The organism is Wenzhouxiangella sp. YN1 (genome assembly GCF_056324145.1).
Genome location: NZ_JBJNIO010000147.1, coordinates 298,929 through 320,504, shown reverse-complemented (window position 1 = coordinate 320,504; position 21,576 = coordinate 298,929). Strand labels below are relative to the sequence as shown.

The 21,576-nt window shown below is 63.9% G+C and carries 19 protein-coding genes; 7 read left to right on the top strand and 12 right to left on the bottom strand.

Annotated elements, in window-relative coordinates:
* Positions 1-8: 8 nt before the first annotated feature.
* Together ACEWQZ_RS08705 and rpsU are read right to left on the bottom strand one after the other, a co-directional pair.
* Positions 9-455 (bottom strand): GatB/YqeY domain-containing protein, encoded by a 447-nt coding sequence (locus ACEWQZ_RS08705; protein WP_476482688.1) that lies wholly within the window; start codon positions 453-455, stop codon positions 9-11.
* Between the two features lie 38 nt (positions 456-493).
* A complete protein-coding gene (gene rpsU, locus ACEWQZ_RS08700; RefSeq protein WP_476482687.1) occupies positions 494-709 on the bottom strand; it encodes a 30S ribosomal protein S21 in 216 nt (71 codons plus the stop codon).
* A gap of 60 nt (positions 710-769) precedes the next feature.
* Between rpsU and tsaD the strand changes: the two genes are divergently transcribed.
* The 4 genes from tsaD to ACEWQZ_RS08680 all read left to right on the top strand — a co-directional run bounded on the left by tsaD (position 770) and on the right by ACEWQZ_RS08680 (position 3,511).
* Positions 770-1,771, top strand: a complete 1,002-nt coding sequence (gene tsaD, locus ACEWQZ_RS08695; protein WP_476482686.1) for a tRNA (adenosine(37)-N6)-threonylcarbamoyltransferase complex transferase subunit TsaD — start codon at positions 770-772, stop codon at positions 1,769-1,771.
* 174 nt (positions 1,772-1,945) lie between these two features.
* Positions 1,946-2,302 (top strand): dihydroneopterin aldolase, encoded by a 357-nt coding sequence (gene folB / locus ACEWQZ_RS08690; protein WP_476482685.1) that lies wholly within the window; start codon positions 1,946-1,948, stop codon positions 2,300-2,302.
* The gene (folK, locus tag ACEWQZ_RS08685; protein WP_476482684.1) at positions 2,299-2,796 is read left to right on the top strand and encodes a 2-amino-4-hydroxy-6-hydroxymethyldihydropteridine diphosphokinase; all 498 of its coding nucleotides are present in this window, start codon (positions 2,299-2,301) and stop codon (positions 2,794-2,796) included. The genes folB and folK overlap by 4 nt, the downstream gene beginning before the upstream one ends.
* 154 nt (positions 2,797-2,950) lie before the next feature.
* Positions 2,951-3,511, top strand: coding sequence for a hydrolase (locus ACEWQZ_RS08680; RefSeq protein WP_476482683.1), 561 nt, complete (start codon positions 2,951-2,953; stop codon positions 3,509-3,511).
* Between the two features lie 68 nt (positions 3,512-3,579).
* Here the strand turns inward: ACEWQZ_RS08680 and ACEWQZ_RS08675 are convergent, their stop codons facing one another.
* Positions 3,580-4,335, bottom strand: a complete 756-nt coding sequence (locus tag ACEWQZ_RS08675; protein WP_476482682.1) for a pteridine reductase — start codon at positions 4,333-4,335, stop codon at positions 3,580-3,582.
* Between the two features lie 20 nt (positions 4,336-4,355).
* Between ACEWQZ_RS08675 and ACEWQZ_RS08670 the strand changes: the two genes are divergently transcribed.
* Positions 4,356-5,504: a class I SAM-dependent methyltransferase gene (locus ACEWQZ_RS08670; protein ID WP_476482681.1), complete on the top strand. Its 1,149-nt coding sequence runs from the start codon at positions 4,356-4,358 to the stop codon at positions 5,502-5,504.
* A 40-nt stretch (positions 5,505-5,544) separates the two neighbouring features.
* Here the strand turns inward: ACEWQZ_RS08670 and ACEWQZ_RS08665 are convergent, their stop codons facing one another.
* The 9 genes from ACEWQZ_RS08665 to ACEWQZ_RS08625 all read right to left on the bottom strand — a co-directional run bounded on the left by ACEWQZ_RS08665 (position 5,545) and on the right by ACEWQZ_RS08625 (position 18,098).
* Complete coding sequence (locus ACEWQZ_RS08665) at positions 5,545-7,416, bottom strand: M48 family metallopeptidase (protein ID WP_476482680.1); 1,872 nt, start codon at positions 7,414-7,416, stop codon at positions 5,545-5,547.
* Positions 7,417-7,594: 178 nt separating this feature from the next.
* A complete protein-coding gene (locus ACEWQZ_RS08660; RefSeq protein WP_476482679.1) occupies positions 7,595-8,179 on the bottom strand; it encodes a LemA family protein in 585 nt (194 codons plus the stop codon).
* A gap of 36 nt (positions 8,180-8,215) precedes the next feature.
* Complete coding sequence (locus tag ACEWQZ_RS08655) at positions 8,216-12,184, bottom strand: sensor histidine kinase (protein ID WP_476482678.1); 3,969 nt, start codon at positions 12,182-12,184, stop codon at positions 8,216-8,218.
* Between the two features lie 209 nt (positions 12,185-12,393).
* Positions 12,394-13,848, bottom strand: coding sequence for a tetratricopeptide repeat protein (locus ACEWQZ_RS08650; protein ID WP_476482677.1), 1,455 nt, complete (start codon positions 13,846-13,848; stop codon positions 12,394-12,396).
* Between the two features lies 1 nt (position 13,849).
* Complete coding sequence (locus ACEWQZ_RS08645) at positions 13,850-14,455, bottom strand: energy transducer TonB (RefSeq protein ID WP_476482676.1); 606 nt, start codon at positions 14,453-14,455, stop codon at positions 13,850-13,852.
* A complete protein-coding gene (locus ACEWQZ_RS08640) occupies positions 14,452-14,862 on the bottom strand; it encodes an ExbD/TolR family protein (RefSeq protein ID WP_476482675.1) in 411 nt (136 codons plus the stop codon). Before ACEWQZ_RS08640 ends, ACEWQZ_RS08645 begins: the two co-directional genes overlap by 4 nt.
* Positions 14,863-14,877: 15 nt before the next feature.
* Entirely contained in the window at positions 14,878-15,846 is a 969-nt protein-coding gene (locus ACEWQZ_RS08635) for a MotA/TolQ/ExbB proton channel family protein (protein WP_476482674.1), read from the bottom strand.
* 27 nt (positions 15,847-15,873) lie between these two features.
* Positions 15,874-17,241, bottom strand: coding sequence for a MotA/TolQ/ExbB proton channel family protein (locus tag ACEWQZ_RS08630; RefSeq protein WP_476482673.1), 1,368 nt, complete (start codon positions 17,239-17,241; stop codon positions 15,874-15,876).
* Positions 17,242-17,306: 65 nt separating this feature from the next.
* Positions 17,307-18,098 carry a DUF3450 domain-containing protein gene (locus tag ACEWQZ_RS08625; protein WP_476482672.1) on the bottom strand — a complete coding sequence of 264 codons (792 nt, stop codon included), beginning with the start codon at positions 18,096-18,098 and terminating at the stop codon, positions 17,307-17,309.
* A gap of 382 nt (positions 18,099-18,480) precedes the next feature.
* Between ACEWQZ_RS08625 and hemH the strand changes: the two genes are divergently transcribed.
* Both hemH and recQ read left to right on the top strand, forming a co-directional pair.
* Complete coding sequence (gene hemH, locus ACEWQZ_RS08620) at positions 18,481-19,632, top strand: ferrochelatase (RefSeq protein WP_476482671.1); 1,152 nt, start codon at positions 18,481-18,483, stop codon at positions 19,630-19,632.
* A 114-nt stretch (positions 19,633-19,746) separates the two neighbouring features.
* Positions 19,747-21,567 carry a DNA helicase RecQ gene (gene recQ, locus ACEWQZ_RS08615; protein ID WP_476482670.1) on the top strand — a complete coding sequence of 607 codons (1,821 nt, stop codon included), beginning with the start codon at positions 19,747-19,749 and terminating at the stop codon, positions 21,565-21,567.
* Positions 21,568-21,576: the final 9 nt, after the last annotated feature.

The following is a 21,576-nucleotide window of genomic DNA, read 5'->3' as shown; positions in this document are numbered from 1 at the left end:
CGCCGCGCTCAGCCTGCCAGTCGCGAGCGCACCAGCCTGGAGACCTCGCCCATGTCCGCGCGACCCTGCACGCGGGGCTTGAGCAGGCCCATGACCTGGCCCATGGCACTCATTCCGGTGGCCCCGGCCTCGGCGATGGTGGCATCGACAATCCCGGCCAGCTCGTCGTCGGAAAGCTGCTCGGGCAGATAAGGCTCGAGAATCCGGATCTCGGCCTCTTCGACCTCAGCCAGGTCGGGGCGATCACCCGCGCGGTATTGCGCGGCCGATTCCCGACGCTGCTTGATCATCTTCTCGATCAGGGCCAGAACCTGCGTGTCGTCAGGCTCGGCGCGCTCGTCGACCTCGCGCTGCTTGATCGCAGCGGTCACCATGCGCAGGGTCTTGAGGCGTTCCTTTTCACCGGAACGCATCGCCTGCTTGACGTCATCGTTGATCTGTGTTTTCAGCGACATGACCGGCCCGCTTTGCCGAGAAGTTGCTTACAATGGACTCAGTAGAGCCGCTTGCGGTTCACGCGCTCACGCGAGATCTTGCGCAGGTGGCGCTTGACGGCTGCAGCCTTCTTGCGCTTGCGTTCCTGCGTGGGCTTTTCGTAGAACTCGCGGCGGCGCGCTTCGGACACCACGCCGGCTTTCTCGCAGGAGCGCTTGAAGCGACGCAGGGCGTACTCGAAGGGCTCATTTTCCTTGACCTTTACATTGGGCATTAAAATCCTCTGTCCATAACTTGTGGAAAGCTGACCATTATAAGCCGGCAACTCCCCAACGTGCAAAACATTATTGGCATCGAAACGTCCTGCGACGAAACCGGGGTAGCCCTCTACAGCGGCTCTCGCGGCTTGATTGGCGACCTGGTCTACACCCAGGCCGACCATGCCGCCTACGGCGGCGTGGTGCCGGAGCTGGCCTCGCGCGACCATATCCGCAAGCTGCCCGGCATGATCCGCGAGCTGCTCGACCGCGAACGCATGCCTGCCGCTGCGCTTGACGCGGTGGCCTACACCGCCGGCCCGGGCCTGGCCGGCGCGCTGCTGGTGGGCGCGGCCACCGGAGTGGCGCTGGCTGCAGCGCTGGATGTACCCGCAATTGCCGTCCACCACATGGAGGGCCACCTGCTCTCGCCCCTGCTGGAAGAGCCGGCGCCGGAGTTTCCTTTTATCGCCCTGCTGGTCTCCGGCGGGCACACCATGCTGGTCGCCGTCGAGCGCTTCGGCGACTATCGCCTGCTCGGCGAAACCCTTGACGACGCCGCCGGCGAGGCCTTCGACAAGACTGCACGCCTGCTGGGCCTGGGGTATCCGGGCGGGCCGGAAGTGGCCCGCCTGGCCGCAGATGGCAATCCGGACCGCTTCGACTTTCCCCGACCGATGGTCAACCGCCCCGGCCTGGATTTCAGTTTTTCGGGGCTCAAGACGCACACCCGTGAGCTGGCTGCCCGCCTGCAGCCGGAAGACTTTGCCGACGTCGCCGCTGGCTTCGAGCAGGCCGTGGCCGAGACTCTGGCCATCAAGTGCCAGCGGGCGCTGAAGCATACGCGCATGCAGCGTCTGGTGATCGCCGGCGGCGTCAGCGCCAACACCCGCCTGCGCGCCGAACTCCAGCGGCGCATGCCCGGGCAGGTGTATTATCCGTCGCTGAAGCTGTGCACCGACAACGGCGCCATGATTGCCCACGCCGGGTGGTATCGGCGGGGGGAGGCGACGAGAGACGGGATCATCGCAGTCAAGCCGAGGTGGTCGATCGAGCAACTGGGGAAGTGTGAAGTGTGAAGTGTTCAGTGTGAAGTGTTAAGTGTTAAGTGTTAATAAAACAAGTGGTTATAGCCCATCATCTGCCATCTAGCACCTAGCACCTAACACCAGCCCCTAAACACAGGCACCCACCTCCGAGCACCCCCCACTTCACACTTCACACTTCACACTTCACACTGAACACTAATTCCCATGGACATCGTCTTCATCAAGGATCTCGACATCGAGACCGTCATCGGCATCTACGACTGGGAGCGCAAGATTCGCCAGACGGTGCGGCTCAATCTGGAAATGAGCAGCGACAATCGCAAGGCGGCCGCGACCGACCGGATCGACGATGCGCTCGACTACAAGGCGGTGGCCAAGCGGCTGATCGGCTTTGTCGAATCGAGCAGCTTCCAGCTTGTCGAGACCCTGGCCGAGCGCTGTGCGGAAATCGTGCTGGCCGAGTTTCCGGTCGAGTGGCTGCGCCTCGAACTCGACAAGCCGGGCGCGGTCAGGGGTTCGAAGTCGGTCGGCATACGCATCGAGCGGGGGCGACAACCATGAGCATCGTGTATCTGGGCCTGGGCTCGAACCGCGACGCCGAGGCCAACATCCGCGCCGGCGTTCGCGAGCTTTACCGCAACTTTGCCGCCACTGCGATCTCGCCGGTGTACCGCTCGGCCGCCGTCGGCTTTTCCGGAGCGGATTTCCTCAACTGCGCGGCACGCATCGAAACCCGGCTCTCGCCGACCGCGCTCAAGCGCTGGCTGACCGAGCTGGAGGACGCCTACGGCCGCGACCGCAGCCAGCCGAAGTTTTCCGACCGCAGGCTGGATATCGACATTCTGCTGCACGACGACAAGGTCGGGGATTTCGACGGCCTGACGCTGCCGCGCGGCGAAATCCTCAAATACGCACACGTCCTCAAACCCCTGGCCGACCTCGCCCCGGAAGTCGAGCACCCGGAAACGGGCCAGACCTTTGCCGAGCACTGGGAAGCGTTCGAGGGCGATCGCACCTTGCAGCGCATGGAGCTGTCAATCACCAATTCTCAATGACCAGACAATTTTCATTGATGCAATGATCACCCCCCCCGACGGAAGATACAGCCACCGCCGGCGCGTTTTGACCATTATTGGATCATTGATTCTTGTTGGGTCATTGATTCCTGGCCATTGATAATTCAGCCCGGCACCCGCAGACATACAGGATATGAAGCAACCTCTTATCGATCACCCCACTCCCGAGAACGCCCTGCTCCTGCTCGTCGATGTTCAGGGCAAACTCGCGCGGATCATGCACGAATCCGAGGCGATGATCCGCCAGCAGGGCATTCTGGTCGAGGCCTGCCGGATTCTCGATATTCCCGTTGTCTGGGCCGAGCAGTTGCCCGACAAGCTGGGCCCGACCGTGCCCGAGCTGGCCGAAAAGCTGGATGAGTTCACGCCCGGTGCCAAGAGCAGCTTTGGCTGCTGGGGCGACGCGCAGCTGCGCCAGGCCATCCGCGACTCCGGACGTAACCGCATTCTGCTGGCCGGCATCGAGGCCCACGTCTGCGTCTGGCAGACCGCGGCCGCCCTGCGCGTTGAAAACTACGAGGTGCACGTCATCGCCGACGCGATCTCGTCGCGCTCGGCGTTCAACCGCGACATCGCCCTGCGCCGCATGGCAACCGCCGGCGTGCACCTGAGCAACGTCGAAATGGCGCTGTTCGAGCTCATGGGCGACGCCAAGCACCCGCGCTTTCGCGACGTTGCCCGGCTGTTGAAGTAGAGGCTGATGCGTTTCTGATCGCGGTGGCCCTGAGATCGTCCCACCCAGCAGGAGCTTGTCCAGGCAAGCTACATGTTCAGCAGCCGCCCGCCGTCGACAGCGAGGATCTGGCCGGTGATGTAGGGGGCGTCGAGGGCGAGAAAGGCGACGGCACCGGCGATGTCTTCGGGGCGGCCCTGGCGCCCCAGCGGCACGCGCTCGAGGATCTCCCGGCCGGCCTCCGGCGACAGCTCATTTTCCGGCCACAGAATGGCGCCGGGCGCCACCCCATTGACGCGCACTGCCGGCGCCATCTCACGCGCCAGCGAGCGCGTCTGAGCGATCAGGCCGGCCTTGGCCTGGCTGTAGATCGGGTGGTTGCGCAGCGGCACCAGGCCGTGAATATCGACCATGTTGACGATCGCACCTTCGCGCACCGCCAGCTCTTCTGCACAGGCCCGGGCCAGGAAAAACGGCGCGCGCAGGTTGCTGGCCATCAGCTCATCCCACTGCACCCGTGAGGCCGAATCAAACGGCGTCGGATAGAAAGCCGAGGCATTGTTGACGAGGATGTCGAAACGTCCGAACGCTTCCAGGGCCGCATCGCGGATACGTTCCGGCGCCGCGTCGTCGGCCAGGTTGGCCTGCACCAGGGCGGCTGACCCACGCCGGAGTTCGAGCAACTCATCACGCAGGGCGCGGGCTTCGTCGCCTGAATCACGATAGTGGATGACCACATCGAGGCCGCGTTCATGCAGCTCACGCGCGATGGCCGCGCCGATACGGCGCGCTGCGCCGGTTACAATTGCCACACGTCCACGCTGTGCCTCTACCCTTGCCGTCATCCCGAACTCCCTGTCTGTCGTTGCCCGAGCCGCCCGCCGAGCTGGCGGCCCTGAGCGAACGATTGTGCCGCCGGATCATCGCTGAAATCGAGCGTGAAGGCCCCATGCCTTTCGATCGCTTCATGTCGATGGCATTGTACGAACCGGGGCTGGGCTACTACGTCAACGGACTGCACAAGTTCGGGCAGGCAGGCGACTTCGTCACCGCGCCGGAACAGGGCCGGTTGTTCTCTGCCGCGCTGGCACGCCAGTGCGACCAGGTTGCAAACGCAACCGGTGCAGACTGGACCCTGCTGGAACTGGGCCCGGGCTCGGGTGCTCTGGCGCGTGACCTGCTCGCTGGATTGCGCTCGCCACCGCGCGAGTATCTGATTCTGGAGCCGAGCGCGCCGCTGCGCGAGGTGCAGCGCGAAACCCTGGCCGAGCTGCCGGAACAACTGCGCGAGCGAGTGCGCTGGATCGACGCCCCGCCCGAGGAGTCGTTTGCGGGCATGATTGTCGGCAACGAAGTCATCGACGCCCTGCCCGTGAGCCGATTCGAGATCGGCCCGGACGGCCCGCTCGAGCAGTGCGTGAGCTTTGACGGCGAACGTTTCGGCTGGACCCATCGCCCACCGCAACCGCGGGTCGGCCAGGCGATCAGTGATCTCCAGCGGCAGCTCTCCCAGCCGCTGCCTGTGGGCTACGCCAGCGAAATCGCCGTCGACCTGCCCGGCTGGGTCGACACCGTCACCCGGTCGCTGGCGCACGGACTGGTGCTGTTTGTCGATTACGGCTACCCGCGCGCCGAGTATTACCACCTCGACCGCGCCGAAGGCACGCTGGTGGGCCACTATCGCCATCGCGCTCATTTCGACCCTTTCATCTGGCCCGGCCTGACCGACCTGTCGGCCTTCGTCGACTTCACCGCCGTGGCCGACGCCGGCCACGCAGCCGGGCTGGAAGTGGCCGGCTTCACCACTCAGGCGGGTTTCCTGCTCGCGCTGGGCGCCCATGAAGCCGTGGATCAGGCCGAAGACGACGCCGTCCGCCTGCAGCTTGCCGGCGAGCTCAAGCGCCTGACCCTGCCCGGCGAGATGGGCGAGAAATTCAAGGTCATCGCAATGAGCCGCAACCTCGATACCCGCCTGGAAGGATTCGAGCTGATGGGCCAGCTGCATCGACTGTGATTGCGGTTCACGGCTGTAGGCAAGCGCACCCATTGACCGGCTAGTGCATCAGCGGCAGCGGCACGTGCAGCAGGGCGCAGATCACGCGCAGCAGGTCGAGTTCGTCGTCGACAACCTGATCGTCGTCGGCGGCACAGCACAGCAGGGCGGCGACCAGGGCGTGCTTCGACTGGGGCCGCAGTTCATCGAGGCGCCCGAGCAGCTCGTCGAGGCGCTCCACCCCGGCCGCAACCGGCGGCATCGGCGGCACCTGCCCGCTCAGCTCGGACATGCCGGCAGCGAAAGCGGATTCGGCGCCGGCTGGGTCGTCGGGATGGCCGTAGTGCGCCAGTACCGCCATCAGCTCGGTTGCCTCGCGCCTGCGCGAGGCCAGCTTGCGGCGCCCGGCGGCGGCTGATCGCGCCGGGCGCAGGGCATCCCTCACCATCGCGTTGACCAGCCGGGTCAGCGCGTACTCGTGAAGGCTTACCCTGCCGTCGGCCTCGGCCAGAGCTTCGAGCAGGCGCATGAAGGCCAGCAGTTCGGCCTCGGGCCGACGGCGAAGCTGGGGAAAAGCCATCGTGACCAGCGGCAGCCGCATCGAGCGCGGCTGATCGACAAGCACCGCGCGGAGCTGACGCACCTGCGCCTCGCTGTCGCCACCCAGGCTGCGCGCGATCTGCAGCAGCTGGTGCTCGCGCACCTCGTCGTCGGAGCTCAACAGCAGGCTGCAGATCAGCTCCTGCGCCCATTCGTCAGAATGCGCGGCGCGCTCGAGCGGAGCGGGAATGGCGACCGCCACCATGGCTGCGGTCAGCGCCTGCTCCAGACCCGGCTGGCCGATCTGCTCGGCCAGCCCGCCCAGGTCGGTGACCAGGCGGGCCGGATCGATTCCCTCGGCCGCCTCGCGGGCCTGACGCTGCCGCAAGGCCTCTTCGGCTTCGGCCCGGCGCGCCTGGGCGTGGCGATCGAGCCGGCGCGCGATTTGCTTGAGCTCTTCGGGCCGGAAGGAGGGATCGATCGCCTTGATGCGCTGCTCCAGCGGCGGATGGGTGGCGAACATCTGGTAGCCCATGCCGGGTGAAAACAGCATGTGGCCGATCTCTTCGCTGTCAGTACTCAGAAAGGAGCCGGCATGCAGCGCGCCGATCTTCTTCAGGGCGTTGCCGATACCCTCGGGATTGCGGGTGAACTGCACCGCCGAGGCGTCAGCCAGGAATTCGCGCTGGCGCGAGACGGCGGCCTTGATCCAGCGGCCGAAAAACAGGCCGACGTAGCCGAGCACGACGACGGCGAGGCCGGCCATGACCGCCGGCGCAGCGTTGCGGCTATCGCGGGCATAACGCGCCGAAAAAAGCAGCTTGCGGCCGATGATGGCGATCACCAGAATACCGAACAGGAAGCCGATGAGGCGGATGTTGAGGCGCATGTCGCCGTTGAGAATATGGCTGAACTCGTGGGCGATGACGCCCTGCAGCTCGTCACGGTCGAGGTGTTCGAGCGTGCCGCGGGTAACCGCGACTGCCGCGTCGGCGGGAGAAAACCCGGCGGCGAAGGCGTTGATGCCCTGCTCGTGTTCGAGCACGTAGATCTCGGGCACCGGCACGCCGGCGGCAATGGCCATTTCCTCGACCACGTTGCGCAGCCGCTGCCTGAGCGGATCCGACGGCGAGGCATCGATGCGCGTGCCGCCCAGGGACTGGGCCACCTCGCCACCGCCGCCGCGCATCTGCAAAGTCCGCACCGTGCTCGCCCCCAGGATGATGCCGCCGGTGGCTAGCGTCGCCCAGAACAGGGCGAACGGATCGGGGCCAACGGCGAAAAAGACCAGCGCGTCGACGGCGACGATGATCGCCAGCACCGCCAGGGCGAACATCACCACCAGGTAGGTGCTCTGGCGGCGGGCTCTGTCCTGGTGCTCGAAGAAGTTCATGGCGATCGGGTTTTCGAGTGTTAACTGTTAACTGTGAAGTGTGAAGTGTGAAGAAAACACACCGCAACGACTTCGTTTGAGCCGCCCACAGAACGGACGGCACCATGCGTTCGAAAACATGCAAGAACCCATCCGGCCCCCTTCACACTTCACACTTCACACTTCACACTTCAAGAACTCATCCAAAGTCGACCTGAACCGCTTCTCGTTTCTGCGGGTCGTCGATCTCGAGGAACTCCGCCGGCTTGAAGGTGAACATGCCGGCGATGATGTTGGCCGGAAAGCTCTCGCGCAGGGTGTTGTAGTTCATGACCGAGTCGTTGAAGGCCTGACGGGCAAAGGCGACCTTGTTTTCGGTGCTGGTGAGCTCTTCGGACAGCTGCATCATGTTCTGATTGGCCTTGAGGTCGGGGTAGTTCTCCGACAGCGCAAACAGCCGGCCCAGCGCGCCCGAGAGCCCCTGCTCAGCCTCGGAGAGCTTGCGCATGGCGTCCGGGTCAGAAGGGTCGGCGGCGGCCCTGCCCAGCTGCTGATGCGCGCCGTTACGGGCCTGGATAACGGCCTCGAGCGTTTCGCGCTCGTGGCTCATGTACTTTCTGGCAACCTCGACCAGGTTGGGAATCAGGTCATGGCGCCGGTTGAGCTGGACGTCGATCTGGGCAAACGCGTTCTTGTAGCGGTTGCGCGCGGCAATCAGGCGATTGTAGATCGTGACGACAAAGAATGCCGCCGCGATCAGGATGATCAGGATTACCCACTTCATGGACCCATGCCTCCCGGGTGATGGCCTGGAGCCAGTTTACTCGCTCCGTGCGGTCTCGTCAGGTGCGCCGATATGCAGATCGAACAGCAGCCCGATGAATCGGCTTTCCACCAGCGGCCAGCGCAAGAACCGGGCATCGTCCGGAATCATGGTGCCCGACCCGCATCGTGACGGAAACGGTGACTGCAGCCAGGCGAGTTCGGCTGCCAGCGGCCGCCAGCGAGCAATCTCCACGGCACCGGGCTGTTCAAGCGTGCGCGGATCGATCAGCAACAGATCGCACGCCTGTAGCCGGCGACGGGCATCGATGACCTCGAAGCCCCAGCGCCGAGCCAGGCCCTGGAGAACACGCCGCGTCGGCGGGGTCACGCTGGCCGCCACCAGGCAGCCCTCGAGCAGGCGGGAAAGCGGTGGGTGATCACGCCCGTCTTCGGGTTGGAGGATCGGCAGACGAATGCGGAAATGGCTGCCGCCGTGGCAGGATTCGAGCAAGTCCAGACTGCCGCCCATGGCGGTGACCAGCCGCCGGCAGATGGCCAGGCCCAGACCCGAGCCGCTGTGAGAGCGGGTAATGGACGCGTCGAGCTGAGTAAACGGCTCGAACAGGCGCTCCCGATCCTCACGGCTGATGCCGGGGCCCGAGTCGGAAACCACCAGCACCAGCCAGCCGTCACTGCCGCGTGCGGCGCTGAGCTCAACGCCGCCCCGCGCGGTGAACTTGACCGCATTGTTGAGCAGATTGCCGGCGACCTGGGAGATTCGATCGGCGTCACCGCAGGCGGCAAGCGGCAGGTCAGCGGCGATTCTCAGGCGCAGATCCAGGCCTTTACGGGCGGCATTGGCGGCGTGCAGGTCGATCAACTGCTCGAGCGTCGCCGCCAGATCAAAAGGCTGGGCATTCAAGCTCAGCCGACCGGCCTCGATGCGCGAGATATCGAGCACATTGTCGATGATTCGCTGTAGCTGAAGGCCGGACTGTTGCAGGGTATCGAGGATGTCCTGCTGACCCGGCTCGGTCTCGGTTTCGTAGAGCAGCTCGACCATGCCGAGGACACCGTGCAGGGGGGTGCGAATCTCATGGCTCATGGTAGCCAGAAACTCGGACTTGGCGTGGTTTGCCTGCTCGGTGCGCTCGGCAAGGGTGCGCACCCGCTGAAGCAGCAGGGCATTGTGCAGAACCTGACCGGCCATTTCTTCGAGCAAGTGCAGACGCTCCCGGCCGGCTTCGGGCAGCTCGTCTGCCGCCGCCTCGACGAGCACTCGGGCCACCTTGCGGTCGGCCACACGCAGGGTCACGGCCATATCGTCGCTGTTTGCGCTGGCGTCCAGCCGACGCCGCCACTGCTCTCGCGTGAGCCGGTCGGCCTTCGGGTCGCTGCAGATCAGCTCGCGGGGCAGATGCTCGTCCAGATAGCCGAGCCAGGCGCGGCGACCAGAGGTCAGCCGGGCAATCTCCTGCGCGATGGTGCGGGCCAGGGGCATCGGCTCCAGACTGCGATTCAGGCGATCGATGATCTGTCGCTGTTCTTCGGCCTGCGCGCGCTTCTGACGCGCTTCTTCGATGTCGCGCCGACGCTGGCTCGTTCGTCGATACGCTCGCAGGGCCGCGACCAGTACAATCAGTGCTACAAGCACATAGCCGCCCATGGCCCAGGGCGTCAACCACGGAGGCGGGCGCACCGTCACCTCGACGCCGGCGCCTTGCGGACTCCAGGGCCCCTGGGGCGCGGCCGCCTGGACCCGGAAGCGATAGTCCCCCGGAGGCAAATTGGAATAATGCTGGCGAGTCTGTCCGACCAGCTGCAGCCAGGCGCTGTCCCAGCCTTCCAGTCGGACACGATAGCGAGTCCGTTCCGGCGCCAGGTAGCTGGTAGCCAGATAGTCGAAGTCAACATGGTTACGGTCATGTGCGAGCACAACCGCAGCCGCTTCGCCGGGATGAAAGCGGTAGCTGGTTTGGCCGTCATCAAGCGCGGTGACATGCACCCTTGGCGGCTGGTCAACGTCAGTGAGCCTTTGCGGGTCCACCAGGACAATGCCGCCCCGGCCGGCAAATGCCAGGCGACCGTCGCCGAGCAGGGCCGAGGCGCCCTTGCCGAACTCGACTGCCGCCAGGCCGTCGTGTCGCGAGAAATGGCGCAGGCTCTCTGCGGACGGGCGATAGCGCGACAGGCCGCCGGAACGCACCATCCAGAGGTCGTCATGCTGATCAAGCAGAATGTCCATGACGTATCCCGGCTGGGCGCGCTCGCGCAATGAAATGACCCGCTGTCGACGCAATCCGTCCGCCTCCGGCCGCCACTGTTGCAGGCCGTCAGTCGTTGCCAGCCAGAGGTCCCCGCGCCGCCAGAGCCCGGTGACAAATGGCTGTTCCGACTGGATTGACTGTTCCCTGAACCCGTGCTTCTCGCTCCACAGAAACAGGCTGTCGGGCCCCAGCAGCCACCATCGGCCCTGGCCGTCCTGGAACAGGTCGCGGGGCGCATCCAGCGGCAGATGCCGACGCCCCTCGCCGGCGGAATGAAACTGCTCCGACTCCTCGCTTTTCTCATCGTGCCGCCAGAGGCCGGCGTCCCGCGTCAGGATCCACAGCTCGTCGTCTGCCTTGCGCTGCACGCCACGGTAGCTACCGGCACCCGGATTCTCGCGGCGCACCACGATTTGATAGTCTTCGGGTTGCTCGGGGTCGAGACGCAGAACGGCTTCATGCGCCACCAGATAAAGGCGGTCGGGTTCATGCACAAGGTCGACGATGGCGGTCTGGTACAGCACCTGCCGGGCATCGTCAGGCAGACCGGCTGATTCCACCGGTTTTCCATCGATTCCGAGAAGCCCGAACGCCGAACGCTGGCCACCCAGCCAGAAGCCCTTTCTCGCGGGATCCCAGGCAAGGCTCATCACCTGATCGAGGCTGCGTGCCAGCGGCGACGTTGCCCCCGGGATGGGCTGAAACCTTTCAAAGGCATCAAAGCCGGGGGGAAGGTAGCTTGCGCCACTGTGGCTGCTGGCCACCCACAAGCCGCCTTCATTGTCGACCAGCAGACTGGTGAGGGTGTTCGAGGGTACGCTGTCGGTGAGCCCGGGGAGATGACGGGCGACCTTCAGCGAATCAGGGGATTCAGCTTCCATCCAGTGCAGACCTCCGACGGAACTGATGATCAGATACTCGTCGCTGGGATCAGCCGCTACGCTGGTAATGCCGTAGCCAATGTCGACCAGCTCCCGAGGCTGTGCACGGTTGGCGCTGGTGGTGGGGCCCAGGTCATACAAGCGCATGCCTTCGGTAAAGTAGATGCGGCCCCTCGCTTCGGTCAGATAGATGGTAAACACGCCTTCGCGGGGCGTATGCCGGGTTTCGAAGCGGTCGGTCTCGGTATTGAAACTGGCGATCTGGCTGGTCTGGACCAGCCACACCCGGCAGCTGGAATCGACTTCCAGGTGCAACTGAAAGCCGTCAGGGCTGAGACCGGCCTCAGGGCCTTGAGGGTAGTGGTGCAGCCGTTCGCTGGCGGGGTCGTAGACCGCCACTCCGCCGCGCATGAACGCCATCCAGACCCGGCCGCTGCAGTCTTCCGCCAGTGACCAGATATGCTCATCAGGCAGGGGCCCGCCATTACTGCGCGTATCCAGATGGGTCAGCCGCGCCAGGTCCGGCCCGATCTGGGTCAGGCCGCGATGTTCCACGCCAGCCCAGATCGAGCCATCGCTGTGAGCCATCATCGACATGATGTTGCGGCCCGGCAACGGCGCGGGGTTCTCGGGGTCGCCAGGAATCGCGCGTATCTGCCCGCCCTCCAGGCGCACCAGCCCCCCCTGGGTGCCAATCCAGATGAAGCCATGAGCGTCCTGGACAATGGCCTCGACCGAGCGATCCGGCAGGCCCTCGTTGACGCTGAGGCTGCGAAAGACCGGCCCCTGCTGCACGGCCCAGACCCAGCCGACCGACGCCGACCAGACCAGCAGCGTCAGTGCGAAGCATCTGACGACGCCACAAAATGAAGTCAAGGGGTTCGGGTGCCTGTACGCCAACATGGCGCCATACCACCAGCAACCGTATGTCCAAGTCAAGTCTGCCAGGCGAATACGGCCCCGGCGGTTCAGGGACTATCAGGTCTGCGGGGGTGATACAAGAAAAAGGCCCGATCCGGTGTCGGATCGGGCCTTTCTCGCTTACATCAGTGGAACTTGAAGCCGGCAGAGTAAACGCTGGGGAATCAGTCGTTGTCGGACTCTGAATCCTCATTGTTGCCGTTGCGTTCGGCTTCTTCCTCGGCTTCGACTTCGGCAAGCAGCTCCTTGCAGGACTGGCTCAACTCATTGCCGGCCAACTGGCGGGCACGGCAGCCGGTAATCCGGCGCTCGCGAGCGCTGGCCGCGATCTCTGCTTGCTGTTCTTTTTCCAGCGACGCCTGGCGCGCTTCGGTCTTGTTGATGGCATCGATATAGGTGCGCCATTCCTGCGCCTGCCGTCGGGTGGACTGGCTTTTTGCCGCCTGCGCGAAAGCTTCGTCAGCGCGCATGCGCTGTGCCCGCTCGCCCGGCTCGGCCTGATTGAAGCGCGCCGTGCCCAGCAGCAACCACGCCTCTGCGCGTTTGTCAGCGTCGAGCCCGCCCTTGTCAAGGGCCTGAACCAGAGCGTTTTCGGACTTTTCATAGTCCTCGCTGGCGAGCAGCGACTGCCCCAGACGGAAATAGAGATCGCCGTCTTCCGACATGCGCGCCGCCCGGCGCAGCACCGGAATGGCCTTCTTGTGCTCTCGTGCCTGCGCCCAGAGCTGGGAAAGCAGCTCCAGGTTGTCGACGTTTTCCTCGACATTGCCCGCTTCCATTTCCTTTTCCAGCAGCGTCCCGGCCCGATACGCATTCTGGAAGGTCGAGTAGTACTGCGCCAGAACGATGATGTCGCTTTCGCTTTCAATCAAGCCGTTGAGGTAGGCGGCCTCGAGCGTAGCAAAGGCTTTCTCGTCTTCTCCCTGCTCGGTGTAGATCGAAGCCAGCTGACGCCAGTAGGAAAGGCTGTCAGGCCAGATCGAAACCATTTCCTGCAGCAGATCGGCTCGTTCTGCCGGCATGTCCAGGCGCGAAAGCAGCACGTTCTTCAGATCGTAATAGCGCTTTTCCGGCTCCGGAGCCATGTCGATCGCCCGGCTGATGTGCGGCAGCGCCTCGCGCGTCTGGTCGGTGTTGTAGTAAGCGGCAGAGAGCATGAAGTACGCGCTGTGCTTTGGCGACACACCTTCACCGGCCATCCACTCCTCGAAATAGCGAATCGCTTCCTCATACTGCTCGGAAACGAAATGGAGCTGGGCCACGTTGAAGCGCAGCTGATTCTGCGTTTCCGCGTTGAGGGCGTCCAGGCGCAGCGCTTCGGAAAAATCACTCAGAGCGGCGTCGACATTCTCGAGGTTGATGTTGGTCGAGCCACGCACCTGAAGCACGGTCGCCCGATCGAAGGGCTTCATGTCCTCGAAGCGGCTCATCATCTTGTTCAGGGCTTCCAGCGCCTGATCGTATTCCTCTTCAGTGAAGAATTCATACGCATCCGACAGCGCCTGGGCAACGCGCGGGTTGAGGGTCTGCTTTTCCTGCCCCCAGACCGGGCTGGCCAGCATGATGAGCCCGATGCACAGCAGGGTGCAGCGCGCCAGTCCTTTCGATAGCAAGCTCACGCTATTCCTCCAGAGTGAAATCGAGTGCAGTACGCACGCCAAAACGCGGCTGCGCTACTTCATCCACGATCTTCGGCTGATACTTCCAACGCTCGACCGCTCGCACGGCGGCGCGATTCAGGCACGAATTGGTGCTGTCGATCACCTCGGCGTTAACCACGCGGCCTTCCGGGGTCACGTCGAACTCCACCACCACCGTCTCTCTTGCATCGGCCCGCGCCATGCAGCGCTGCGGATACTGCGGCGGAATGCGCACCAGGGGCTGAGCGTCGCGGTCGGGGTTGAAGCCGCCACTGCCGATATCAACGTCGACGTTCGAAAGATCGGGCAGCTCGCCGACCTGGCCGGAAATTTCCGGGCGGAAGCTCTGATCCGTCACCATCGGCGGCGGCGGCGGCGGCTGATCGAGCACCGGACGTTCGATGTCCTGCTGCGCCTGTTGGATCGTGTCCTTGATCTGACGCGTGATGTTGATCTGCACCGATTTGTCTTCGCTGAGCTGAACGTCCTGCTGGGTCGAAATGACCGAGGCCAGCAGCAGGAACAGCGCTACGGTGACGAGAATGGCAACCGGCGAGCCGATCGCAATGCGTAGGAAGTTATTCATGACTTCTTTGTCGAAACTGCAACAGTATCGTCAACACCAGCGGCTCGCAGCTGTTGCAGCACCTCTACCAGGTACCGGCTGTGAGCAGCGCCGTCGGACTGGATCACCGCACTGCCGCGCGGGTTCTCGCGGCGCAGCCGCTCGACGGCCGCGCGCACCCCGTCCAGGGGCACTTCCTTGTTGTTGATCCAGATTTCATTGCTTTCGTTGATCGCGACCAGTACGGAGACCAGGCGCTGGTCTTCGGCCGTCTGGGCTGACGGCTTCTCTACCTCAACGCCCGGCTCCTTGATGAAGGTTGCCGTCACGATGAAGAAGATCAGCATGATGAACACGATATCCAGCAGCGGCGTGACGTTGACGTCATCATCACCACCGGAACCGGCCCTGCGTGTACGTCTACTCATAAAATCTCACCTGATCTACTGGCTGGCGCCCTGAATGGCGATGGCGGGATCCACACCGGCCTGGCGAGCCTGATCGAGCACCAGTACCGTCGTGCTGACTTCCGACTCCGGTGCGGCATTGAGCAGCACCACGCCGCGGGGCTCTTCAGCCTTGAACGCTTCGATCACCGACTTGACCGATCGCGGGTCGATGGTGCGCGCATCGTCCACCCGCACAAAGCCGTCGGTCTGCACGCTCAGGAGCAAGGTTGGCGGCGGTCGCGTCGGCTCATCGGGCGGATTGTCCTGCGGTGATTGCAGGCTCAGGCCCGACTCATCCAGAAACGTGGTCGTGACGATGAAGAAGATCAGCAGAATGAAGACGATATCGAGCAGCGGGGTGATATCGACTTCCGCGTCGTCCATCTCCTCGCCACTCAGGCGTCGCGAGGAGCCCAGCCCCATCGCCGAATCCACATTCAGGTCTTCGGAGATGTTGGTTGTCACGGCCTCGTTGCGGCGATCGATATAGCTCATCGCGAACACACCGGTCAGCGATACCGCCAGTCCGGTCATGGTCGGGATGGTGGCTCGCGAAATACCGGCCGCCATCAAGCGCGCGTTCGATGCCCCGGTGTCGGTAATCACCTGGAACACCTCGATCATGCCGGTGACGGTACCGAGCAGGCCGAGCAGCGGGGTGATCATGATCAGCGCCTTGATCACACTCAGGTTGCGTTCGTTCTCGACCTGAACTTCGGACACCAGCCGTTCACGGTACATGTGAGCGCTCCAGCTGCTGCGATCGCTTCGATCCTGCCAGCGCTGGACCTGGCTGCGACAGTAGCGCGGCGCGGTCAGAAAGTAATAGATGAAGCGCTCGCTGATCAACAGCCACAGCACGAGGGTACTGATCAGCAGCGCTAGCACCACAGGCCCGCCGGCCTCGAGGTACTCACGGAGCACCTCGAGGGCGGTAGCGGGATTCAGCAGTTCAGAAAACACGGTTCAGAAACCTCTCTGTTGACTGCGTTACTTGCGGTCGCCGGCTTCGGCCACGTAGCTGACCGACTGTTCCTCGAGGGTCTGCGACAGGCGGCGCGATGCCCCGGCAGCAAAGGCGTGCAGCAGCAGCAGCGGAATCGCGGCAATCAGACCCAGAACCGTGGTGATCAGCGCCTGCGAGATACCGCCAGCCATGAGCTTGGGATCGCCGGTACCAAACAGGGTGATGGCCTGGAAGGTGACGATCATGCCGATGACGGTACCCAGCAGCCCCATCAGCGGGGAGGCCGCGGCCAGCACCTTGATCAGGTTGAGGCCACGCTCGAGCTTGGGAATCTCCTTGAGAACGGCGTCGTCGAGGTGCAGCTGAAGCGCTTCGAGATCTTCGCCCTTGTAGCGCTGGTAGACCTCCATGATGCGGCCCAGCGGGTTGCCGCTGGACGGCTCGGATGAACGCATCTGGGCCTTGACCCGCATGGAGGTGATCATCAGCATGCCCCAGCGCACCAGCGCCAGCAGGATACCGAAGATGGCCACGAAGATGATGATGTAGCCGATCCAGCCACCCTGATCGACGCGCTCACGCAGGGTGGGCGTTTCGATGACCAGGCCCAGCAGACTGCCCAATGAGGGGTCGACCATGCCGCGCACCACGCCGGAGCCACTGTGGTTGTAGACGCGCTTGGCAGCGGCTACGGCGCCGCCGCCGGGCTGGCGCGCCAGATAACGCAAGGCCTCGTTGTTGTTGATCAGGTAACCCTGCTCGGTAAAGGCCGCAAACGGGCCGATACGGACCACCTCTTCCTGCCTGGACTGGTTGTCGTTGCCAATCACCGAGGCGTCATAGCGCACGACCTTACCCTGCTCACCAATTTCCTGAAGCATGGTGAACCACAGCCCTTCGAGCTGCTCGATGGTGGGCAGTGAGTCGGCCTGCGCGATCTCGCTGAGCTCTTCGCCACGATTGGGGAACTGCGTGGAAATCAGCGAATCGGCCAGCTGCTCGTCCATGTCGGCAGCCGCGGCACGCGCGGCACCGAAAAGCTCGCCGAACTCGCCCTGACGCTCGTTGAGCTGCGCACGGAGCTCATCGATCTCACGGTCGAGCTCGTTGCGCAGACGCTCCAGGCGGCTGGCTTCGTTTTCGGCTTCGGCGACCTGATTCTGCGCCCGGTTGAGCTCCTGCTCGCGATTGGCCTGCATGTTGCGGAAGCGCTGTTCGCGCTCGCGGTTGGCCTCGGCCACCTGCTGACGTTCCTGCTGCATGGTACGCAGCACGTCATCAAGCGTCTGCGGCCCGGATTGCGCCATCGTCACGGCCGGGGCAAGGCCGACCAGCGCGATCAGTGCGGCCATGCCGAGCCTGGCCGTGCGATTCGTGAATCTGGAAATCATGGTGTCCCTGCCGGTTTCTACGGATTTGGCTTGTTTGTCGTCGGAATACATTGAGTCTGCCTCCCTCACTCTGCGGCCTGGGGCGCGGTGACCGGAATGAACATCAGGTCCGGCGGGGTTTGCTCGTTGGCGATGCGGATCGCGTCACGAATCGCGGGCTGATAGGACTTGTCGAGATCGACCCAGCTGTCACTATCGGCGTCATAGCGCTTGAGCATCTGCCAATCATCACTGCGCACGACCAGCAGCACCCGGCCCACCTTGAGAAACTCGACGTTCTCGTATTGTGTGCCGTCGATTTCGATGTCGTCACGGTAGGCTTCGAGGGTGCGACCGTACTCGTTCTCGATCTGGTAGGCCTCGACGATCAGGCGATATCGCTCCGCCGGCGAGCGCGACGCGCTGTTCATTATTTCCTCGAGGCGCTCGACGCGGTCATGGCGCTCGTCTCTGAGGAAAGGCAGGTCAGCGGCCACCAGTCTGGAAAGCGCCTTGACCATGTCTTCCATCAGCGGCTGTACCGCGCGCTGCAGGCTGGCGATGTTGTCGATATCGTTGGTCAACGACTCGATCTCCCGCCGCTGCGCCTCGACCTGGCGACGCTGCGATTCGTTATAGCGATCGAGCTGCTCAAGCTGCTTGAGGCTGGCGCGGTAGCGATTCATCAACTCCTGCGTGCGTTCGTCGATGTCGTCGATGCGCTCCTGAGACTGGCTGGTCGCCTGCGCCATCTGGCGGCTGGTCTCGATTACCGGCTCGACCTCCTGCGCGAAAACGCTGAGGCTTGCCAGCAGGAGGAGGCCTCCGGTGATGGCGCTGCCGAGGCCGGGGAAATATCGTTTGCTCAGTATGTTCATGCCCAGATCATCGTGTGGTTTGAGTTGACAGATTCGAAAGGCTGCCCAATAGGGGTGCCCGAAAGGGAAAACATTCTACGCAGGTCTGATCCGAGAACGCAAGGGCGACTTTCAATTTCCCTCAACCCCCGTCACTACGGGCTTTTGCGCGGATAAAGCCGATTCCTGCCGCCCCCTCTGCAAGTGCCGACAGCCCCAATTTAATCTGCACACCTAATCTCAAAAGCATATTTTTATGGCTATATCTGTCACGCGGCAGCGACCTTAATTGAACCGCGTCGATACCTGCCACGACGTCCCGGCACGCACGGCTTGTCTCCTCCTCACGCGGCAAAAGTTACAATCTCGCCAAAGCTTTTCATCAAAGGATTCGCAAAAGGCCATGCCCCCAGCCACCGATTCACTGGTCAACACGATCGATGCGACCCGCCAGGTCAATGCCCACCGCGAGGCCGCGCGCGCGGCGGTACTGCTGGTCAATCTGGGTACGCCGCAAGCGCCCACGGCCGCGGCGCTGCGCCCGTATCTCAAGGAGTTTCTCTCCGACCGCCGCGTGATCGAAGCACCGAAGCTGCTCTGGTGGCTCATCCTGCACGGCTATATCCTGCCGTTTCGCTCGCCGCGGTCGGCGCAAGCCTATGCGCGTATCTGGACGGATCAGGGCTCGCCCCTGCTGATCAACAACCGCAAGCTCGCCGACGCCCTGGCGGCCCGGTTCCAGAGCGACCTGCCGCGCGTCAAGGTGCTGCTGGGCATGACCTACGGTCAGCCCGATATCGATTCGGCGATCGATCAGCTGCGGCGTCAGAACATTCAGCGCCTGCTGGTTCTGCCGCTGTATCCCCAGTATTCGGCGACCACCACCGCGGCCGCATTTGATCAGGTCACCGACTCGCTCAAGCGTCTGCGCTGGCTGCCGGAAGTGCGCTTCATCAACAATTACCACCACGATGAGGGCTGGCTGTCGGCGCTGACCGAGTCGATTCGCCGCTTTCGGGCAGGCAATGAAAAAGCCGACAAGCTGCTGTTTTCCTTCCACGGCATTCCCAAGCGCAACCTGCTGGCCGGCGACCCCTATTACTGCCAGTGTCAGGCCAGCGCCCGCGAGATTGCCCGGCGACTGCAGCTGCCTGACGATGAGTGGGAGGTCAGCTTCCAGTCGCGGCTGGGACGTGCCGAATGGCTCAAACCCTACACCGACAAGACGCTCGAAAGGCTTGCCCAACAGGGCGTCAAGAAGCTGCAGGTGGTGTGCCCGGGCTTCTCGATCGACTGCCTTGAAACGCTGGATGAAATCGCTTTCGAAGGACGCGAGGAATTCATTGCCGCCGGGGGCGAGTCGCTGGACTACATTCCCTGCCTCAATGAGTCATCCGGACACGTCGAGGCGCTTGCCGAGCTGTGTCGCCGTCACGGTCAGGGCTGGCCGGAGTTCGCCGGCGGCCGGGACGCCGGCGAATCGGAACTGGCCGCGCGCATCGAACGCGCCGGACAGGCAGCCGAGCGGCTTGGCCTGACTCGCCAGCAAGGCTGACGTTCGACCGCGTCGGAATCGCACCCCGCGGCGGGGAAAACTGCCAGCCCTCGACGCCGTGCTTTGTGGCAGGCTGTCAGTCAGCATGATCACTTTTTGTTCGCACATCAATCGATGAGCATCGTCGCCCGGGAAGCCTCGTCGCATTCGCCCGAGGAGCTGCTGCGCCAGGTCTTCGGGTACGAGGCGTTTCGCGGCCGTCAGCGCGAGATCATCGAACACGTCAGCGTCGGCGGGCACGCGCTGGTACTGATGCCCACCGGCGGCGGCAAGTCGCTGTGTTATCAGATTCCGGCGCTGATGCAGCCCGGCACCACGATCGTGGTTTCTCCCCTGATTGCGCTGATGCGCGACCAGGTCGAGGCGCTGACCCATCACGGCGTGGCGGCCGCGGTGCTCAACTCCTCGCTCGACGCCGAGACCCGTCAACAAACCGAACAGGCGCTGGTCGACGGCCGTCTCGATCTGCTCTACATCGCGCCCGAGCGTCTTTTGCGCGCATCCACCCTGAACCTGCTCGCACGCTGCCGGATCAACCTGTTCGCCATTGACGAAGCGCATTGCGTTTCGCAGTGGGGCCACGACTTCCGCCCCGAATACCTGAAGCTGGGCATATTGGCGGAGCGCTTTCCGGAGGTTGCGCGAATTGCGCTGACGGCCACTGCCGATGAGCGCACGCGTGAGGAAATCGTCGCGCAGCTGCTTGGCCGCAGCGCGCGCGTTTTTGTCGACAGCTTCGACCGGCCCGGCATCCGCTACACGGTGGGCCTCAAGCGCAACGCCCGCCAGCAGCTGCTGACTTTCATCCAGCGCCGCCATCCCGGTCAATCCGGCATTGTCTACTGCTTTTCCCGCCGCAAGAGCGAGGAAACTGCCCGCTGGCTGGCGCAGCAGGGACTGGACGCCCTGGCCTATCACGCCGGCATGGAATCGAGTGATCGCCAGGCGGCGCAGGATCGCTTCATCAAGGAAGACGGCCTGATCATCTGCGCTACCATCGCCTTCGGCATGGGCATCGACAAGCCCGACGTGCGCTTTGTCGCCCATCTCGACCTGCCCAAAAGCATCGAGTCCTACTATCAGGAAACCGGCCGGGCCGGCCGTGACGGACTGCCGGCCGATGCCTGGATGGTCTACAGCCTGTCGGATGTGGTGCGCATCCGCCAACTCCTGGCCCAGTCCAGCGCTGGCGACGACAAGAAAAAGCTCGAACGTGAAAGACTCGAAGCCCTGCTGGCCTACTGTGAGCAGGCGGACTGTCGGCGCCCGTCTCTACTGGGCTACTTCGGCGAAGCTCATCCCGGCAACTGCAACCACTGCGACAACTGCGAGCACCCGCCGGAGACCTGGGACGCCACCGAGCCGGCGCGCATGGCGCTGTCCTGCGTTTTCCGTACCGGACAGCGTTTCGGCGCCGGCCACGTGATCGACGTGCTCAGCGGCAAAACCAGCGAACGCATCGAGCAGCTTGGCCATGATCGTCTCAGCACCTGGGGTATCGGCAGCGACATCGACCGCGCCACCTGGCATTCGGTGCTGCGCCAGCTGCTGGCCGCCGGCCATCTGGTGCCCGATCCGGAAGGTCACGGCGGGCTTCAGCTCGGCCCTGACTGCCGCGCGCTGCTGCGCGGCGAGACCAGCATCGAGATGCGACGCGATACGGTGCCCTCCAGCCGCCGCAAAAGCCGCTCGAGCAAGCCGGTCGATATCGATACCGAATCACCGCTGTGGCAGGCGCTCAGGCGCTGGCGTCTGGAAACTGCCCGCGCGGAAGAAGTGCCGCCCTACGTGATCTTTCACGACGCAACGCTGGCGGCCATCGTCGAGTCGCGCCCGCAAACGCTTGACGAGCTGGCCAGCATCAGCGGGGTCGGCGAGCACAAGCTCGCCCGCTACGGTGAAGCGGTGATCGAAACGCTGGCGACCGTCAGCTGACGGCACTCA

Coding starts and splice junctions, on each gene's coding strand:
- recQ (WP_476482670.1), top strand. CDS start 19,747: ATGAGCATCGTCGCCCGGGAAGCCTCGTCGCATTCGCCCGAGGAGCTG.
- ACEWQZ_RS08665 (WP_476482680.1), bottom strand. CDS start 7,416: ATGAACTTCTTCGAGCACCAGGACAGAGCCCGCCGCCAGAGCACCTAC.
- ACEWQZ_RS08675 (WP_476482682.1), bottom strand. CDS start 4,335: ATGACGGCAAGGGTAGAGGCACAGCGTGGACGTGTGGCAATTGTAACC.
- rpsU (WP_476482687.1), bottom strand. CDS start 709: ATGCCCAATGTAAAGGTCAAGGAAAATGAGCCCTTCGAGTACGCCCTG.
- hemH (WP_476482671.1), top strand. CDS start 18,481: ATGCCCCCAGCCACCGATTCACTGGTCAACACGATCGATGCGACCCGC.
- ACEWQZ_RS08630 (WP_476482673.1), bottom strand. CDS start 17,241: ATGATTTCCAGATTCACGAATCGCACGGCCAGGCTCGGCATGGCCGCA.
- ACEWQZ_RS08680 (WP_476482683.1), top strand. CDS start 2,951: ATGAAGCAACCTCTTATCGATCACCCCACTCCCGAGAACGCCCTGCTC.
- ACEWQZ_RS08625 (WP_476482672.1), bottom strand. CDS start 18,098: ATGAACATACTGAGCAAACGATATTTCCCCGGCCTCGGCAGCGCCATC.
- ACEWQZ_RS08660 (WP_476482679.1), bottom strand. CDS start 8,179: ATGAAGTGGGTAATCCTGATCATCCTGATCGCGGCGGCATTCTTTGTC.
- ACEWQZ_RS08640 (WP_476482675.1), bottom strand. CDS start 14,862: ATGAGTAGACGTACACGCAGGGCCGGTTCCGGTGGTGATGATGACGTC.
- ACEWQZ_RS08645 (WP_476482676.1), bottom strand. CDS start 14,455: ATGAATAACTTCCTACGCATTGCGATCGGCTCGCCGGTTGCCATTCTC.
- ACEWQZ_RS08705 (WP_476482688.1), bottom strand. CDS start 455: ATGTCGCTGAAAACACAGATCAACGATGACGTCAAGCAGGCGATGCGT.
- folB (WP_476482685.1), top strand. CDS start 1,946: ATGGACATCGTCTTCATCAAGGATCTCGACATCGAGACCGTCATCGGC.
- folK (WP_476482684.1), top strand. CDS start 2,299: ATGAGCATCGTGTATCTGGGCCTGGGCTCGAACCGCGACGCCGAGGCC.